The sequence below is a fragment of the Aurantimicrobium minutum genome (assembly GCF_029893825.1).
Classification (GTDB): domain Bacteria; phylum Actinomycetota; class Actinomycetes; order Actinomycetales; family Microbacteriaceae; genus Aurantimicrobium; species Aurantimicrobium minutum_C.
The window spans coordinates 1,213,785-1,229,365 of record NZ_JARXXV010000001.1; the positions used below are offsets into that span (position 1 = coordinate 1,213,785).

The 15,581-nt window shown below is 53.4% G+C and carries 17 protein-coding genes; 8 read left to right on the forward strand and 9 right to left on the reverse strand.

From position 1 onward, the window contains the following. Nucleotides 1-41: 41 nt before the first annotated feature. Genes M2120_RS05905 through M2120_RS05920 form a run of 4 tightly spaced genes read left to right on the forward strand, consistent with a single transcriptional unit; the run spans nucleotide 42 to nucleotide 4,654 of the window. Complete coding sequence (locus M2120_RS05905; RefSeq protein WP_280797788.1) at nucleotides 42-1,919, forward strand: potassium transporter Kup; 1,878 nt, start codon at nucleotides 42-44, stop codon at nucleotides 1,917-1,919. Nucleotides 1,920-1,961: 42 nt separating this feature from the next. Then, a complete protein-coding gene (locus tag M2120_RS05910) occupies nucleotides 1,962-2,393 on the forward strand; it encodes an Lrp/AsnC family transcriptional regulator (RefSeq protein ID WP_280797789.1) in 432 nt (143 codons plus the stop codon). A 33-nt stretch (nucleotides 2,394-2,426) separates the two neighbouring features. Beyond that, nucleotides 2,427-4,010 carry a phytoene desaturase family protein gene (locus M2120_RS05915; RefSeq protein ID WP_280797790.1) on the forward strand — a complete coding sequence of 528 codons (1,584 nt, stop codon included), beginning with the start codon at nucleotides 2,427-2,429 and terminating at the stop codon, nucleotides 4,008-4,010. Between the two features lie 8 nt (nucleotides 4,011-4,018). Further along, nucleotides 4,019-4,654, forward strand: coding sequence for a LysE family translocator (locus M2120_RS05920; RefSeq protein WP_280797791.1), 636 nt, complete (start codon nucleotides 4,019-4,021; stop codon nucleotides 4,652-4,654). Here the strand turns inward: M2120_RS05920 and M2120_RS05925 are convergent. Genes M2120_RS05925 through M2120_RS05935 form a run of 3 tightly spaced genes read right to left on the reverse strand, consistent with a single transcriptional unit; the run spans nucleotide 4,651 to nucleotide 8,172 of the window. Continuing rightward, a complete protein-coding gene (locus M2120_RS05925; protein WP_280797792.1) occupies nucleotides 4,651-6,045 on the reverse strand; it encodes a dihydrolipoamide acetyltransferase family protein in 1,395 nt (464 codons plus the stop codon). The genes M2120_RS05920 and M2120_RS05925 overlap by 4 nt on opposite strands. Nucleotides 6,046-6,055: 10 nt before the next feature. Continuing rightward, the gene (locus M2120_RS05930) at nucleotides 6,056-7,036 is read right to left on the reverse strand and encodes an alpha-ketoacid dehydrogenase subunit beta (protein WP_280797793.1); all 981 of its coding nucleotides are present in this window, start codon (nucleotides 7,034-7,036) and stop codon (nucleotides 6,056-6,058) included. Continuing rightward, nucleotides 7,036-8,172, reverse strand: a complete 1,137-nt coding sequence (locus M2120_RS05935) for a thiamine pyrophosphate-dependent dehydrogenase E1 component subunit alpha (RefSeq protein WP_280797794.1) — start codon at nucleotides 8,170-8,172, stop codon at nucleotides 7,036-7,038. Before M2120_RS05935 ends, M2120_RS05930 begins: the two co-directional genes overlap by 1 nt. Before the next feature lie 109 nt (nucleotides 8,173-8,281). Between M2120_RS05935 and M2120_RS05940 the strand changes: the two genes are divergently transcribed. Further along, nucleotides 8,282-8,680: a phage holin family protein gene (locus M2120_RS05940; protein ID WP_280797795.1), complete on the forward strand. Its 399-nt coding sequence runs from the start codon at nucleotides 8,282-8,284 to the stop codon at nucleotides 8,678-8,680. Here the strand turns inward: M2120_RS05940 and M2120_RS05945 are convergent, their stop codons facing one another. After that, on the reverse strand, nucleotides 8,681-10,012 hold the full coding sequence (locus M2120_RS05945; protein ID WP_280797796.1) for a hypothetical protein: 1,332 nt from the start codon (nucleotides 10,010-10,012) through the stop codon (nucleotides 8,681-8,683). Then, nucleotides 10,012-10,239 (reverse strand): hypothetical protein, encoded by a 228-nt coding sequence (locus M2120_RS05950; protein WP_280797797.1) that lies wholly within the window; start codon nucleotides 10,237-10,239, stop codon nucleotides 10,012-10,014. The genes M2120_RS05945 and M2120_RS05950 overlap by 1 nt, the downstream gene beginning before the upstream one ends. A 116-nt stretch (nucleotides 10,240-10,355) precedes the next feature. Here M2120_RS05950 and purB point away from each other — a divergent pair, with 116 nt between their 5' ends. Beyond that, nucleotides 10,356-11,735, forward strand: coding sequence for an adenylosuccinate lyase (gene purB, locus M2120_RS05955; RefSeq protein ID WP_280797798.1), 1,380 nt, complete (start codon nucleotides 10,356-10,358; stop codon nucleotides 11,733-11,735). A gap of 20 nt (nucleotides 11,736-11,755) precedes the next feature. On the opposite strand, the gene M2120_RS05960 is transcribed toward purB, so the two are convergent. Beyond that, nucleotides 11,756-12,169: a MarR family winged helix-turn-helix transcriptional regulator gene (locus tag M2120_RS05960; RefSeq protein WP_280797799.1), complete on the reverse strand. Its 414-nt coding sequence runs from the start codon at nucleotides 12,167-12,169 to the stop codon at nucleotides 11,756-11,758. 88 nt (nucleotides 12,170-12,257) lie between these two features. Between M2120_RS05960 and M2120_RS05965 the strand changes: the two genes are divergently transcribed. Next, a complete protein-coding gene (locus M2120_RS05965) occupies nucleotides 12,258-12,638 on the forward strand; it encodes a DUF6069 family protein (RefSeq protein ID WP_280797800.1) in 381 nt (126 codons plus the stop codon). Between the two features lie 9 nt (nucleotides 12,639-12,647). Next, nucleotides 12,648-12,911, forward strand: a complete 264-nt coding sequence (locus tag M2120_RS05970; protein ID WP_280797801.1) for a hypothetical protein — start codon at nucleotides 12,648-12,650, stop codon at nucleotides 12,909-12,911. A 63-nt stretch (nucleotides 12,912-12,974) separates the two neighbouring features. Here M2120_RS05970 and M2120_RS05975 read toward each other — a convergent pair whose 3' ends face one another. Genes M2120_RS05975 through dnaB form a run of 3 tightly spaced genes read right to left on the reverse strand, consistent with a single transcriptional unit; the run spans nucleotide 12,975 to nucleotide 15,208 of the window. Then, on the reverse strand, nucleotides 12,975-13,244 hold the full coding sequence (locus tag M2120_RS05975; protein WP_280797802.1) for a hypothetical protein: 270 nt from the start codon (nucleotides 13,242-13,244) through the stop codon (nucleotides 12,975-12,977). After that, nucleotides 13,241-13,801: a DUF308 domain-containing protein gene (locus M2120_RS05980; RefSeq protein WP_280797803.1), complete on the reverse strand. Its 561-nt coding sequence runs from the start codon at nucleotides 13,799-13,801 to the stop codon at nucleotides 13,241-13,243. The genes M2120_RS05975 and M2120_RS05980 overlap by 4 nt, the downstream gene beginning before the upstream one ends. A gap of 39 nt (nucleotides 13,802-13,840) precedes the next feature. Beyond that, nucleotides 13,841-15,208: a replicative DNA helicase gene (gene dnaB / locus M2120_RS05985; RefSeq protein ID WP_280797804.1), complete on the reverse strand. Its 1,368-nt coding sequence runs from the start codon at nucleotides 15,206-15,208 to the stop codon at nucleotides 13,841-13,843. Between the last annotated feature and the right edge of the window lie 373 nt (nucleotides 15,209-15,581).

A 15,581-nucleotide genomic window follows, 5' to 3' on the forward strand; every position in this document is an offset into this window, starting at 1 on the left:
AAGTCTGGTCGGCAAAATATTTCCTGACCCCGATTGGCAAAATGAATATTCAATCTCCCAGCCGAAAATCTGCCAAAGGAACATTGCTCCTCGCATTAGGCGCACTCGGCGTTGTCTACGGCGACATTGGAACAAGCCCGATTTATGCCTTCAAAGAGTCGGTCAATGCTGCAGGAGCTTCCAGAGATGACGTTCTAGGAATTGTTTCGCTTATTTTTTGGACTCTCACCATAGTCGTAAGCATCAAATATCTCTTAGTCGTACTTCGGGCAGACAATCATGGCGAAGGTGGCGTACTGGCGCTGTTTGCTTTACTTCCCCAGAGGATTCGTGAAGCTCGAAAAGGTCCCAAAGCAGCGATTGTTTTTATGATGCTCTTGGCCGCATCTTTACTCTTTGCCGACGGGCTGTTAACTCCTGCGATTTCTGTGCTTTCCGCAACTGAGGGACTTGGCACAATCAACCCTGACTTAGCTCAGTTCGCTGTGCCTGCAACAGTTGTAATTTTGCTGATCCTCTTTATTTTTCAGTTCCGTGGCACAGGGTTTATGGGGACTATTTTCGGCCCAATCATGATGCTGTGGTTCATCAGCATCGCGCTGTTTGGAATTAGTCAACTTGTCCAAAATCCAGAAGCCTTCATTGGCCTCAATCCTGCATTTGCTATTGAATACATTGGCAACCATGGATGGTTCACTCTTATCGTGATGTCCTCAGTTATTCTTGCGGTTACAGGAGCCGAGGCACTCTATGCAGATCTGGGGCATTTTGGAAAATCACCCATTCGTATCAGCTGGTTTGCGGTTGTAAACATCAGTTTGGTGCTGAGTTACCTTGGACAAGCTGCCCTGGTGCTGCGGAAACCTGAAATGGCAGAAAACCCCTTCTTTGGTCTTGCGCCAAATGAAGGCTGGGTTATCTATTTAGTTCTGCTTTCAACAGTTGCCACCATCATCGCTTCACAAGCTCTCATCAGCGGAGTCGCCTCTATTGCTAGCCAGGCCATTCGTTTAGGTCTTATTGCTCGAATGAAAGTTGTTCACACCAGCCACAAGCATGAGGGCCAAATCTATGTTCCCTTTGTGAATGCAATTGTTGGTATTGGTGCAATCGCTTTAGTAATCATCTTCGAAACTTCCTCCGCTCTTGCCGGTGCATATGCATTTGCCATTGCTGGAACGATGATGATTACGACCATCGCGTTGTTCTGGATTGCGCTAGAAAATTGGAAGTGGCGCCCCTATTTGGCGATTCCATTGCTTTCGGTTTTCTTAGTCATCGACGTCGCCTTTGTGGTGTCAACATCAACGAAGATTTTCAAAGATGCCTGGGTACCACTTCTGATCGGTTTTGTTGTTGCGTCAATCATGTGGATTTGGCGCAAGGGTAGATACCTTCTCAACGAAATGTTGACGAACGAAACCATGACTTGGAACAAAGTCGATCAACTTCGAAGCTCCAAGAAAATATCTGTCACCCCGTCGGTTGGCATTTATCTTGCCGCCAATCCTTCTTTGGTTCCACAGGCACTCGAATCACAAATTCGTGCTCTGAAATCTATGCCCCAGAAGATTGTTATGGTTCACGTCGTGACTACCGAGCAGCCCTATTCGAAAGAAAAGCCGCTATACATAGAACTCTCTGAGTACCTTGCTCGAGTCACTGTATTTTCTGGATTTATGGAGTTGACTGACCTGCCTAAGGCGCTTCGGAGCAAACATATTCGCGAGCACTTTGATGAGAAAGAAGCCACCTACTTCGTGGCGACGCGAAAGTTCGTCAACCCACATGACGGAGACCTCAACAAGGTTGAAGACCTTATTTTCTCTGCCATGCACAGAAACTCTGAATCTGCATCGGAATACTTCAAGCTTCCGGCTGGTCGAGTAATCACAATCTCTGTTTCGATGGAGGACTAATCCAACATCCCCTGAGAGCAAGCGCGCTTATAAGCTCATCTCATGGACAACTTGGACCGTCGCATCATTGACCAGCTGCGTCAGAATTCTCGAGCCGCCTATGGAGACATTGGTGGGGTTATTGGGCTCTCTGCTTCCGCAGTCAAACGACGTGTTGACCGCCTCGTTTCTGATGGTGTGATCCGTGGCTTCACTATCCACGTTGACCCTTCAATCGAAGGCCTCGAGACCGAAGCTTATGTGGAGTTATTCTGCAGAGGAACCGTTGCACCTGACGAACTTCGCCGTTTGCTCGAGGGCGTTCCTGACGTGGTTGATGCAGGAACTGTATCTGGAAGTGCCGATGCGATAGTTCACATGCGCAGTCACAACATTGCCAGCCTGGAAGACGCACTTGAGGCTGTCCGCAATGCTCCCAACGTGGATCACACGAGAACCTCTATCGTGATGTCACGTCTGATTTATCGCCAATAGTTTGTGGCCAAACGTCCCCGCTAGGCTGGGGGTATGAGCAAAGAAGCCTACGACGTCGTCATCGTCGGTGGTGGTCACAACGGTCTGACCGCTGCTGCATATCTCGCAAAGACTGGCCGGTCTGTTCTCGTGCTGGAGAAAAGCGACCACCTCGGTGGTGCTGCTATTTCTGCTCAAGCATTTGAGGGTGTTGATGCTCGCCTGTCTCGCTACAGCTACTTGGTCAGCTTGCTGCCACAGAAGATCATCGATGACTTAGGTCTCGACGTGAAGTTGATCCGTCGTCGCTACTCTTCCTACACTCCTGTTCCCGGAAACCCTGAAGTGGGTCTGCTGGTGGATAACCAGGATGCTGCCGCAACTGCTTCCTCCTTCTCTCGCATTGGAGAAGGTGCCGATGCTGCTGGCTTTGAGAAGTTCTATGCCAAGACCATTACTTTGGCTCAAGCATTGTGGCCTTCGGTGACCGAACCACTCGTGACCCGTTCCGAGGCCAAGGCCCTCGTTGGTAATGACGCTGTGTGGGATGAATTCATTGAGCGCCCTCTGGGCGAAGTCATTGAACGCGACATTCAGGGCGAGATCGCCCGTGGTGTTGCTTACACCGACGGCATCATCGGAACCTTCTCTGCCCCTCACGACGCGAGCTTGGATCAGAACCGGTGCTTCCTGTATCACGTCATCGGTGGCACCACCGGTGACTGGGATGTTCCCACTGGAGGCATGGGTGCCGTCTCGGGAGAGATTGCTCGCGCTGCGCGCGAAGCTGGTGCGACTCTCGTCACCGAAGCTGAAGTGACGGCCATTGCCCCTGCCGAGAAGGCCGGCGAAGCCGCCTCTGTTTTCTATAGCAAGGATGGCGTCGCCACTGAAGTGACTGCGCCATGGGTTCTTTCCAACGTTTCCCCGTGGGTACTTGCTCAGCTGTTGGGTGAAGAACTTCCTGCCGAGAAGCGCCCTGAGGGTGCTCAGGTCAAGGTGAACCTGTTGCTCAAGCGTTTGCCTAAGCTGGCTGATCCCAATGTGACTCCTGAGCAAGCTTTTGGTGGCACTTTCCACATCAACGAGAAGTACTCTCAGCTGCAGACCGCATTTGAGGAAGCTTCCTCAGGAAAGGTTCCGTCGACTCTGCCCTGCGAGATCTACTGCCACTCGCTGAGCGACCCGAGCATCTTGGGTCCCGAACTGCGTGCTTCTGGCGCACAGACCCTGACCGTGTTTGGCATTCACGCACCACATGCTCTCGTCAACCGCGAAAACAACGACGCGGTTCGTGCTGAACTCCAGGCTGCGGTATTGCGCTCACTCAACAGCGTTCTTGCTGAGCCCATCGAAGACGTGCTCATGCGCGATGCCAATGGTGAGCTGTGTGTGGAGACTAAGACCACCCTCGACCTCGAGGACGCGCTCAACATGACCGGTGGAAATATTTTCCACGGACTTCTCTCTTGGCCCTGGGTTGAAGACGGTGATGACCTCTCCACTCCAGCCAAGCGTTGGGGTGTGGCAACGGAGTACCCAGGTGTTTTGCTCTGTGGTTCTGGTGCTCGTCGCGGTGGTGCTGTCTCCGGTATTGGTGGCCACAACGCCGCTATGGCCGTTCTCGAAAGTAACTAATTTCAGCTATGCCTCCTATTGAGAACCTGATTGCGTTCAGCATCGCGGCGCTGGTGATCATTTTGATCCCCGGCCCTTCCGTGATGTTCGCGGTCGGGCGCTCACTTGCCTTGGGCAAGGGCGCCGGTGTTCTCACTGTGGTGGGTAATGCCCTCGGAACTTCTGTCTGGTTAATTGCCGTTGTGCTGGGTCTCGGCGCGATTGTGGCTAGTTCGGAAATCTTGTTCTATGGCATCAAATATGCCGGTGCTGCCTACCTTGCCTATCTCGGTATTCAAGCTTTCCGTCACCGTAAAGACCACGGCTTCGATATTGATTCCTCCGGTGTTCAACAGCCCAAGCTGAAGACTTTGCGTGAAGGTTTTTTGGTGGGCATTAGTAACCCTAAGACCATGGTGTTCTTCACTGCCGTGCTTCCTGGCTTTGTTGACGTGAAGCAGGGCAACGTGATGTTGCAGCTGTTTATTCTCGGTTTAATTTTTGAAATCGTGGGTGTGCTCAGCGACTCGATGTATGCCATCGGTGCAGGTTTAGCGCGCGACTGGTTTGCCCGTGATCCCAAGCGCCTGGCCATCGTTCAGGGCACCGGCGGCATCATGATTGTCGGCTTGGCCATCTGGGTGGCCTTCTTCGACTCGCTCTAGTCGAGAAGTAGCGCAGGCTCTTCAACCACGCTGGCTACGTCTGCCAGGAAGCGGCTTGCCACGTCACCGTCAACTACGCGGTGGTCGAAGCTGGCACCCAAGGTGGTGACAAAGCGAGGACGAACTTCGCCATCCACTACCCAAGGCTTTTGCTTAATTGTTCCCAGCGCCAAAATGCCCACTTCACCAGGGTTCAAGATGGGTGTTCCGGTGTCCATACCGAACACACCAATGTTGGTGACCGTGATCGTTCCACCTGCCATGTCTGCAGGTGACGTCTTACCGTCACGAGCATCCAGGGTGAGCTTCTCCAGAGACTGGGCAAGCTCCAGCAGGCTCATCTCCTGTGAATCTTTCACGTTAGGAACAATGAGACCTCGAGGAGTAGCTGCTGCAACACCCAAGTTCACGTAACGGTGAACAATGATCTCTTTGTCGGTCCAGGTGGAGTTCACTGTGGGGTTGCGTCGCACTGCCCAGATGATGGCCTTAGCCAGAATCAGCAGTGGCGACACCTTTACACCAGCAAAGTCAGGAGAGTTCTTCAAACGCTTGACGAACTCCATGGTGCGAGTGGCATCCACGTCAACAAAGACGGACACGTGTGGAGCAGTGAAAGCGCTCTGGACCATTGCGGTGGCGATAGCCTTACGCACACCCTTGACCGGAATGCGCTCTTCGCGCTCTTCAGGCCATTCGGGGGTTTGAATGTTGCGGAAGACCGAGGCCTGCGATGCGTGACGAATCACATCATCGCGAGTGATTTCTCCGGCAATACCGGTGGCCTGAACCTCTGCGAGGTTCACATCCAAGTCCTTAGCAAGCTTGCGAATCGGTGGCTTAGCAATAACCGGAACAGCTTCGGTCACAGGAAGCGAAACAGGGCGCTTAGCAGCAGGAGCTGCAACAGCCTGTGGAGCTGGTGTCACCACTGCAGGCGCAGCAGGTGGGGTTGGTGCAGGAGCGTTACCGCCGCGGCGGCGGCGGGTGGCAGCGTGTCCACCAACTCCGTAACCAACCAGAACACTTCCGGACGCTTCCTCCTTGGCATCCTTTGCTCCGGCAACCTCGCTGGCATCGGTGACGAACACTTCGTTCGCCATCGCTGCCTGGGCGAGGGTGGGGGTGGGGGCAGTGAGCATCGAATCACCTGCAGTTGTGATGGTGATAATCGCGGTTCCCACCTCGACGGTTTCGCCTTCTTGGGCAAGAAGTTCGCCCACCTGACCCTCATAGGGGCTCGGCAGTTCAACCAGAGACTTGGCAGTCTCAATCTCAACGAGCACGTCGTTGATGGCGACCGAGTCGCCTGGCTTCACTTTCCAGGAGACAATCTCTGCCTCGGTCAGACCTTCGCCAACGTCGGGGAGATAGAACTTAGATACCGTCATCTGGTCACTCCTAGTAACTCAGCACTCGGTCGACAGCGTCGAGGACGCGGTCCGAGTCGGGTAGGTAGATGGCTTCCAGCTTTGCTGGAGGGAAGGGGGTGTCGAAGCCGGCCACACGCAGCACGGGTGCTTCGAGTGAGTAGAACGCCTTCTCAGTAATGGTTGCTGCCAGCTCAGATGCCAGGCTGACATTGCCGGGGGCTTCCTGAGCAATGACGCAACGACCGGTCTTGCGAACTGATTCCAAGATGGGTGCGTAGTCGATGGGTGACAGCGAGCGAACGTCAATGACTTCCAAGCTCATACCCTCAGTTGCGGCAACCTCTGCTGCCTGCAGCAGAACACTCACCATGGCTCCGTGACCAATGACGGTCACGTCGTTGCCTTGGCGAACTACGCGGCTGGCGTGGAGAGGGAAGTTCGATGCCGACGTGTCGACATCTGCCTTAGGCCAATAACGGCTCATGGGCTCGAAGAAGATGACGGGGTCGTTCGACGCGATAGCTTCTTGAATCATCCAGTAGGCGTCGTGAGGATTGCTCGGGCTGACCACGCGCAAACCTGCTGTGTGGAGGAAGTATGCCTCGTTGCTCTCCTGGTGGTGCTCAACTGCACCAATGTGGCCGCCATAAGGAATGCGGATCACGACGGGGAACTGCATGGCACCCTCGTGACGGTTGGTCAGCTTGGCTAGCTGGCTGGTGATCTGGTCAAAGGCGGGGTAGACGAAACCGTTGAACTGAATCTCCACCACTGGGCGGTAGCCACGCATGGCCAAACCGATAGCTGAACCGACGATTCCCGATTCGGCCAAAGGAGTATCGAGCACACGATCTGCACCGAATTCTTGCTTGAGACCTTCGGTCACACGGAAGACACCACCGAGGGTTCCGATGTCTTCACCCATCAAGATGACCTTGGGGTCGTTGAGCATGGCCTGGCGCAGACCTAAGTTGATTGCTTTACCTAAAGGAAGGTTTTCAATAGCCATTAGTGGCCTCCTCCCTGCTCATCAAAAGACGCTTCGTAGTTGGCAAGCCACTCACTCTGTTCGTCCATTACCGGGTGAGGGTCTGAGTAAACGTGGTTGAACATGCTGGCAGGTTCGGGGTTGGGAAGCTCAATCGTGCGGCGACGAACATCGCTGGCAAAATCTGCTGCTTCTTGGTGAACCTCGTCAAAGAACGACTGTGGTGCTCCCGAGTTACGCAAGAACGCTTCCATGCGAGTAATGGGGTCACGGGCAATCCATGACTCCAACTCAGCGTCGGTGCGATACTTCGTGGGGTCATCGCTCGAGGTGTGGGCACCGATGCGGTAGGTGTGAGCCTCAATCAGGCTGGGGCCCTTACCGCTGCGGGCGTCATCGAGCTGCTTTGCGGTAACCGCATAGCTGGCGAAGACGTCATTACCGTCGACCTGAACACCGGGGATGCCGAAACCTTCACCGCGCTTATAGAGCGGAACGCGTGCCTGAGTGCTGACCGGCACTGAGATAGCCCAGTGGTTGTTCTGCACAAAGAAGACCTGAGGGGTTTGGTAGCTCGCAGCGAAGACGAGTGCTTCGCTGACATCTCCTTGGCTGGTCGCACCATCACCGAAGTAAACAATGACTGCCTGGTCGGTGTCTGTGTTTCCGGTGTTGGTTGCACCATCAAAGTTGATGCCCATGCCGTATCCGGTGGCGTGCAGTGCCTGTGATCCGATAACCAGCGTGTAGATGTGGAAGTTGTTGTAGGCAGGGTTTGTTGGGTCCCACCCACCGTGCGACAAACCTCTGAGGACGCGGATGATGTCCACAACATCTATGCCACGAATCATGCCAATCGCGTGCTCGCGGTAAGCGGGGAAGATGTGGTCTTGAGCCTTGGCAGCATGCCCGGAACCAACCTGTGCACCTTCTTGGCCGTGGCTGGGAACCCAGAGAGCGAGTTGGCCCTGGCGCTGCAAGTTCGTTGCTTCGGTATCAAAGCGGCGAATCACAACCATGTCGCGGTAGAACTTGCGGTGGTCTGCTTCAGTCAGGCGCTGGAAATAGGGCAGAAACTCTTCTGCGCTTGCGCTGGGGGCATAGTGTCCCTCGGGCGTGAGGAACTGCACCATGGGATCTAACGTCTCATCGGCCATATACCCAATCTATCCGGTCACAGCCCGCGGAACTGGTAGGTCTTCTACAATCTCTTTCGAAAACCGTAGGAGAATCCCAACTATCAGTCACACCTGCCACAATGGAGATATGAAGTCTCTTCTGCTTTCCACCGTTATTAACGCCATTGCTCTGTGGTTGACCACCGTTTTGATGCCTCAAAACGTGCGGATCATCCCGGAAAACCAGCAAACTCTGGGCTTTGTTTTGACCCTCGCGTTTGTGGCATTCATTTTCGGCATTGTGAACGGCACCATCGGCCGCGTGCTGCGCTTCTTGGCCTTCCCCATCTTTGTGCTGACTCTGGGCTTCATGGCTCTCGTAGTTAATGGCCTCATGCTTATGTTCGTTGCCTGGTTGACTCAGGTTGTGGGCTTTGGTTACGGCCTTGAGGTCTCCAGTTTCTGGGGTGGTTTCTGGGCTGCCATCGTGCTCTCGATTGTCAGCTGGGTTCTGGGCCTCATTCTGCGCCCAGCTGCTGGGAAGTAATTACTTCACGCGATCTGCACGCCACAGCGTGACGGTGGCATCTCCCTGCGTCAGGAAAGTGATGCGCCTGTGCTGAGCAGAAATTGTGCTGTCTCCACTTCGGTCCATCACCGCACCTGTCTCGATATAGCGAGAGAGGTTATGTGCAGGTAAGAGCTCACCCCGTGGCGCAGCAGTAGTTGAATACAACGACCTTGTCACGGTCACATGAGAGGCAACAGCTGCAGTTGTGGCAACACCGCTCAGTGACGGAATGACGTCTTCGGCATGCTCCACCGCAATCAGATTCACTTCTGCTGGAATCTCGACCTGATGCAGTGGTGCACCTACTGTCACCACGTCACTGACGGTGTAGTTACCCGAAGCCGCTAATTGTGCGGCGACTAAACCACCTTGGGAATGCCCCACCAAAATGACGTTGTCTTGTGCAGTGATTCCGGCAGCCCGCATCGCTGCTTCTGCAGCGATGTAGCTGCCAGAATCAAGCTCAGCTATGGCGCTGATATTGCTGGTCATATCCCAGGGTTCTCCAGTGGGTTGAACTCCTGCATCGATGGTGCCGCCGAGATACACCACATAGCCTGAAGGGTAGTGCTCAATCCTGATCTGGGCAGCACCCTCATCTGCTCGGGGTATGCGCTCTATGAGATCTTGATACCCCCGGGGAGGCGGGGTGCTTCCTGCCGCATCTTGATGCACGCGAATAGGGGTTTCCTGCAGTGCCGTGGCACCCACCACACCTAATCCTGTGATGACGGCGGTTGCAACAAGGTCCTCGCCAGCTAATGGACCTGACCTTGCTGGTTGGGGCATTCCCAGCACACCAGCCAGCAAATCATCTGCACCCGAGACGAGGTGTGCTGTGGTCTTCACCACCAGGGGTTGGCTCATGAACTGGCCAGAGTCTGGGAGTTTCTTTTCTAGGGCAGTAATGAACTGATCAAATGGGCTGCCCGGGGTCAGCCGCCGTGCTGCTGCCAGTGCCAACACAATGGCGACTCCTCCCACAACCGCAGGTCCAAAGCTATGAATCAACACAGGCATTGCTCTGCCCAGATTCCACATCAACGTTGAACTGAGATCTTCAGAAATCTGTCGCAGATAGCTTTCCCTCAACGCATATTGACGGGAACCCTCGGCCGTTGCGATGGAGAGTTCTCGAAGTAGTTGAACGGCACGCGTTGCTTGCAGATATGCATGCTGAGCCTGGGGTGATGTGGTGGAGAAGGCGCGGGCATGCTCGAGCGCATGCTCGAGCTTCCACAGTTGAGCATGCAGGCGTCCCGATAAATCATCGAGGGCAATAGTGTCCGCGCCAGTTCCTGCGCGCATCACGGTTGTGTCATCTCTGCCGAGAGGACTTCCCAGCGGGCAGTGTGCAATACCGAAATGACATGTTCAGCACTGTGATCAAAGTTTCTGCGTGAAGGGCCAAACCACAGGGGATCGGGAATACCGACCTTCACTGTGACGAGGGCACTATCGAGAGCATCGGCGAGCGCCAGCCACTGGCTGCGCCCGGCTGGCGTGAAGCCCCCTGATCCCTGTAATTCCCACATTCGAGACACTGTGCCCGGAGAACAGTTCCCTGTTTGTGTGAAACCTCAATCTTGTGGAGTGAATGTTGGGTCTAGCCCTGTGAAGGGATAGCTGTTTTGTTTGGGAGAATAGAAGCATGACGCTTCCTACACAGGTCCTTAGCCCACTCGATGGTCGTTACCAGGCTGTCGTTTCACCTCTGGGTGAATACCTCTCCGAGGCAGGCCTGAACCGTGCTCGTGTCACGGTTGAAGTGGAATGGCTGATCTACCTCACCAACCACAGCATGTTTGGCACCAGCCCATTGAGTGCAGACAACGTTGCTGCATTGCGTGCACTGGTTTCTGACTTTGGTCAGGCTGAGATTGACGAGCTCGCTCGTCTGGAAGCAACTACCCGTCACGATGTGAAGGCTGTGGAGTACTTGGTCCGCGCCAAGCTTTCTGAGCTTGGATTGGACCACATTGCTGAGCTGACTCACTTTGCCTGCACCAGCGAAGACATTAACAACCTCTCCTACGCACTGATCGTGCGCGATGCAACCAAGAACATCTGGTTGCCTGCCCTGCAGGCAGTTATTGCTCGTCTGCGTGAACTCGCTTTGCAATACCGCGACGAGGCAATGTTGGCTAAGACTCACGGTCAGCCTGCAACCCCCACCACCATGGGTAAGGAACTGGCTGTCTTTGTTTACCGCCTCGAGCGCATTCAGAAGCAAATTGAAGGTTCGGAATACCTGGGCAAATTCTCTGGTGCAACCGGAACTTTCTCTGCTCACCTCTCTGCAGACCCTGCAGCGAACTGGCCACAGATTTCTGAAGAGTTTGTAACTTCACTTGGCCTGACCTGGAACCCCCTGACCACCCAGATCGAATCACACGACTGGCAGGCAGAGCTTTACACTCGTATTTCTCACGCAAACCGTGTGATTCACAACCTGGCCACAGACATCTGGACCTACATCTCGATGGGCTACTTCCGCCAGATCCCTCAGGCCGGTGCTACTGGTTCCTCCACCATGCCTCACAAGATCAACCCCATCCGTTTTGAAAACGCAGAGGCTAACCTCGAGCTTTCGTGCGCAGTTCTCGACTCGCTTTCTTCAACCCTGGTCACTAGCCGTTTGCAGCGTGACCTCACTGACTCCACCACCCAGCGCAACGTGGGTGTGGGTTATGGTCACTCTCTCTTGGCTCTGGATAACATCCGCCGTGGTTTAAGTGAGATTGATCTGGACTCTGCCGCTCTAGCTCACGACCTCGACACCAACTGGGAAATCCTAGGTGAAGCCATTCAGACCGTGATTCGCGCTGAAGTTGCTGCGGGACGCTCGAGCATCTCCGACCCTTATGCGCTGCTGAAAGAACTCACCCGCGGTAAGCGCATTGGCCGTGAAGACCTGATTGCGTTTGTCTCTGGCCTAGAAATCGGAGAGGAAGCTAAGGCTCGTCTGCTGGAGCTCACTCCTGCTGGCTATGTTGGCCTTGCTTCAGGCCTTGTTGATTACCTGAAGTAACCACGGTTTCCTCGTCAGTTTCAAGAAATCTTCTCAAGCAAGGTTTTTAAGACCGAACGTTCGCTTTCAGTCAAAGAGTTCATAGCTGGACTGAGTTCTGCAATGCGGGCTTCAAGTCTGTTTCTCAGCTCAATTCCTTGTGGAGTGAGTTCCAGCATTTTGACTCGGCGATCTGGACCGGGTACTCGTTTGACGAGTGACATCTCCTCCAGTTGATCCGCTAGAGGTGTGATGTATGACTTGTCACACCTCAGCCGTGATGCCAACTCAGACATGGGGGCTGGCCCTTCCATGGCGCAAAGGGCTCGAGTAACTGAAACAGGAATATCCATTTCATTCGCGATAGTTGCGAAAAGGTCTTTTGCCTTGTCAGAACTCGCTACAAGCAAATACGAAAGAACTCTGGCCTCGCTGAGCGCGTCTTGTTCGGACATTGAATTCTTTCGTTTAGTTTGTAGATAGTTTAGTTACTAAACTATATTTGTCATTGTTACCGAACTTCTTAATCCCCATTGGAGAAAAATGTCCCATCAATTCCAAATAAGCACGAAGCGTGTTGCTATCGGAACTGTAATTGCTTTACTTGCAAACATCGTCATCTACCTGATTGGTTCAGCAGCTTCAGCAACATGGCAAGTTGGTCTTCCCACAACTGTCAGTTTACCGCTGGTAGTTCTAGCAACCGCTGTCCCGATGATCCTCGGTGGTCTTGTGGTTGGGCTTGTCTCGAAGCGTTGGCCAGGAGTTATTGGAATAGCTTCATGGGTCGTATTGGTCTTTAGCATCGCCGGGGCGCCAAGTGGATACATAGCTTCTCAGAATGCTGCAACTGGAGTTGCTCTTGGCGCAATGCATGTTGTTGTTGGTTTTGCATGGTTTATTTCGATTCGAAACAAGAAGTAGGTGCGTGAAATGAAGCAATATATGGCCGTCAGCACTTTCCACGAAGGCGTGGACATGCAGGAAGTCCTTCGTGTTGTACCCGAAGAAAAACTGAAAGTCGCAGAATTGCAGACAGTTGGACAACTAGGCCAGATTCGGATGGCTGTGCCTCGCGGAAAAGTTTTTCTAGACGTTTTTGCCGAGACTGATCAAGCTGCATTAGAAGTGGTCCGTGAACTTCCCCTGTCTCAGTGGTGGGAAATTGAAGTATTTGAACTTTCTGGAACCGCTTAGTTTTGACCTCAAGCAAGTTCAATCAAGAATGCCCCTCAGGTGAGGGGCATTCTTGGTTAAGTCTTAGTGACCTGTCTTCTCAGGTGCTGTTTTCTCAGGTTCATGGTTCTGCTCTTCAATATCGAGCAGTTCGTTCTTGTTGGGCTTGATTGCCAGAACAAACATGGCCATTGCCACCAGGCAAACAATAAACACGATTCCGAAAGAGATGCTGCTGAGAATCAGGTCGCGTGAGGACATCAGCACAACAAGGCCGGTGAAAATACTCAACAGTGCAGAGACGATGAGGAGCTCTACTGGCTTGAGACGGTCACGGAGTGTGGGGGTGCTCATGAGGAAACCTTTGTCGTTGAGGTGGATTCGGAACGTAGTGAGATGCCGGCAATGACTTGATACACACCAACAATGGCGGCATAGGCACCAAAGATGCCCACGGCATAGACGTCATTCATGGGAATGACTGCTTCAATAATGGCCAAGATGGCTGTGAAACCACCGATGGTGAGCCATTCCTTGGCAACCGTGCGATTGCTTTCGCGGTAACCGGCATAGAGCTCAAGAACTGCAGAGACACCAGCCCAGATGCTCAGCACCAGTAAAAATGCGGGAAGACCACCATTGAGCGTGGCGGCAGCAACAGCTGCTGCCACAACAGTGGCAATGGATTGGATGCCGAAGAGCGTGCGATTGAGACCTTCGAGAGGAATCGACATCACGCTGAACATGATGGTGGCAGCCAAGATAAAGGCAAAGCCGACGAATACGGTCAGTCCCACTGCGGCTGCGTGGTTACGTGTGAACGTAATGATCACAGCAGCAACGAGTGTGGGGATGGCGCGCAAAATAAGCGCGTTGCCCACACGAGGAAGAGAACTTTCAGCGATTGCCACGGTTCAAGTCTACGGCGTCGACCAGGGGTGTTTTCCCGGCTAAACCTTAGGCATATCGGCAAAACGAGAGAGGTGACCCTGGAATCCGACCGTGATTGTGGCGGTAGGACCGTTACGGTGCTTGGCAACGATGAAGTCTGCCTCACCTGCACGGGGGTTCTCTTTTTCGTATGCACTTTCACGGTGCAGAAGGATAACCATGTCCGCATCCTGCTCGAGCGATCCAGATTCACGCAGATCGGAGATTGCGGGCTTCTTATCTGATCGTTGTTCCGGACCACGGTTGAGCTGAGACAGGGCAATAACGGGAACTTGAAGCTCCTTCGCCATGAGCTTGAGTGCACGTGAGAACTCAGAAACTTCTTGCTGGCGGCTTTCAACCTTCTTGCCTGAGGTCATCAGCTGCAAGTAGTCGATCACAACCATTTTCAGGCCAACCTTTTGCTTGAGGCGACGGCATTTAGCGCGAATCTCCACCAAGGTCATGTTGGGGCTGTCATCGATATAGAACGGAGCATCGTTGATGCGGCCACGTGTGCTGGCAATCGTGGTCCAGTCACGGTTGTCCACTGTTCCCTTACGCATGTTCTGGAGTGGAACGGATGCTTCAGCAGAGAGCAAACGCATTGCGATTTCTGACTTACCCATTTCGAGGGAGAAGAAGATTGCCGGCATATTGTTCTTGATCGAGGCAGCACGGCAGAAGTCCAGCGCCAGTGTCGACTTACCCAGAGCAGGACGTGCTGCCACGATGATGAGCTGACCGGGGTGGAAGCCGTTGGTGAGCTCATCCAGGTCAGCGAAACCGGTGGGAACACCGGTCATCTGACCATCGCGACCCTTCGCGGCCTCAATTTCAAGGATTGCCGTGTCCACGGCATCCGTCAGTGGCACGTAATCTTCGGTTTCGACAGAACCGGTGACCTGATAAATCTCTGCTTGTGCTGTGTTGACCAGGTCTACTGCTTCACCTTCACCGGCGTAGCCCATCTGAACGATGCGAGTTCCTGCCTCAACCAGGCGGCGCAAAAGTGCTCGTTCAGAAACAATGTTGGCGTAGTAGCCAGCATTTGCAGCGGTGGGGACCAGCGAAGTGAGGGTGTGCAGATACTCTGCACCACCAGCACGGCCGAGTTCACCTGATTTGGTGAGTTCATCGGTGACGGTAATGACGTCTGTGGGTTCACCGTGTGAATACAGAGACATAATGGCGTCAAAGATGACCTCGTGCTTAGGGATGTAGAAGTCATTCCCACGAAGAATCTCGACGACGTCCGCTACTGCGTCCTTGCTGAGCAGCATGCCGCCGAGAGCACTTTGCTCCGCAAGAAGATCGTGCGGAGGAGTTCGTTCGCCTTGCCAGTTTTCGCGAGAGTCGCCGGGAGTACCGAGGTGTGCAATAGACATGCTCACGACTCCTTATATTTCTGGGCAGGTGGATAGCAATGAAGATAATCCAAGCCTCTGACATTGATCTGAGTAGAGACCTAATGAGAGGTGTATCCCAAGATTAGGAAGTTGGTCTATACACAGCAAATAGTCCTGTGGATAACTCTGTGCATGAAACCTGTGAAACGCCGGTGAGACTGTTCATAAGCTGGGGATTAAGTTGTGGATAGAGGAAAAAGTTTACCTAAAAAATTCATTCTGAACAGCTATTTTAGTTATCCCAAGGTGTGAACATTAATTTCCTTCAAGCATGTGTTTAAGCTTGGGGACAATTCATACATGTGTGTATAAATTTGACCCCTTAAACCTCTTGCGTTGTACCCCATACAGG

What these genes read in the sequence shown, in the direction of transcription:
- M2120_RS05910 (WP_280797789.1), top strand. Translation starts at nt 1,962, where the DNA reads ATGGACAACTTGGACCGTCGCATCATTGACCAGCTGCGTCAGAATTCT.
- M2120_RS05970 (WP_280797801.1), top strand. Translation starts at nt 12,648, where the DNA reads ATGAAGCAATATATGGCCGTCAGCACTTTCCACGAAGGCGTGGACATG.
- M2120_RS05915 (WP_280797790.1), top strand. Translation starts at nt 2,427, where the DNA reads ATGAGCAAAGAAGCCTACGACGTCGTCATCGTCGGTGGTGGTCACAAC.
- M2120_RS05950 (WP_280797797.1), bottom strand. Translation starts at nt 10,239, where the DNA reads ATGTGGGAATTACAGGGATCAGGGGGCTTCACGCCAGCCGGGCGCAGC.
- M2120_RS05975 (WP_280797802.1), bottom strand. Translation starts at nt 13,244, where the DNA reads ATGAGCACCCCCACACTCCGTGACCGTCTCAAGCCAGTAGAGCTCCTC.
- M2120_RS05940 (WP_280797795.1), top strand. Translation starts at nt 8,282, where the DNA reads ATGAAGTCTCTTCTGCTTTCCACCGTTATTAACGCCATTGCTCTGTGG.
- purB (WP_280797798.1), top strand. Translation starts at nt 10,356, where the DNA reads ATGACGCTTCCTACACAGGTCCTTAGCCCACTCGATGGTCGTTACCAG.
- M2120_RS05935 (WP_280797794.1), bottom strand. Translation starts at nt 8,172, where the DNA reads ATGGCCGATGAGACGTTAGATCCCATGGTGCAGTTCCTCACGCCCGAG.
- M2120_RS05925 (WP_280797792.1), bottom strand. Translation starts at nt 6,045, where the DNA reads ATGACGGTATCTAAGTTCTATCTCCCCGACGTTGGCGAAGGTCTGACC.
- M2120_RS05960 (WP_280797799.1), bottom strand. Translation starts at nt 12,169, where the DNA reads ATGTCCGAACAAGACGCGCTCAGCGAGGCCAGAGTTCTTTCGTATTTG.
- M2120_RS05905 (WP_280797788.1), top strand. Translation starts at nt 42, where the DNA reads ATGAATATTCAATCTCCCAGCCGAAAATCTGCCAAAGGAACATTGCTC.
- M2120_RS05945 (WP_280797796.1), bottom strand. Translation starts at nt 10,012, where the DNA reads ATGCGCGCAGGAACTGGCGCGGACACTATTGCCCTCGATGATTTATCG.
- M2120_RS05965 (WP_280797800.1), top strand. Translation starts at nt 12,258, where the DNA reads ATGTCCCATCAATTCCAAATAAGCACGAAGCGTGTTGCTATCGGAACT.
- M2120_RS05920 (WP_280797791.1), top strand. Translation starts at nt 4,019, where the DNA reads ATGCCTCCTATTGAGAACCTGATTGCGTTCAGCATCGCGGCGCTGGTG.
- M2120_RS05930 (WP_280797793.1), bottom strand. Translation starts at nt 7,036, where the DNA reads ATGGCTATTGAAAACCTTCCTTTAGGTAAAGCAATCAACTTAGGTCTG.
- dnaB (WP_280797804.1), bottom strand. Translation starts at nt 15,208, where the DNA reads ATGTCTATTGCACACCTCGGTACTCCCGGCGACTCTCGCGAAAACTGG.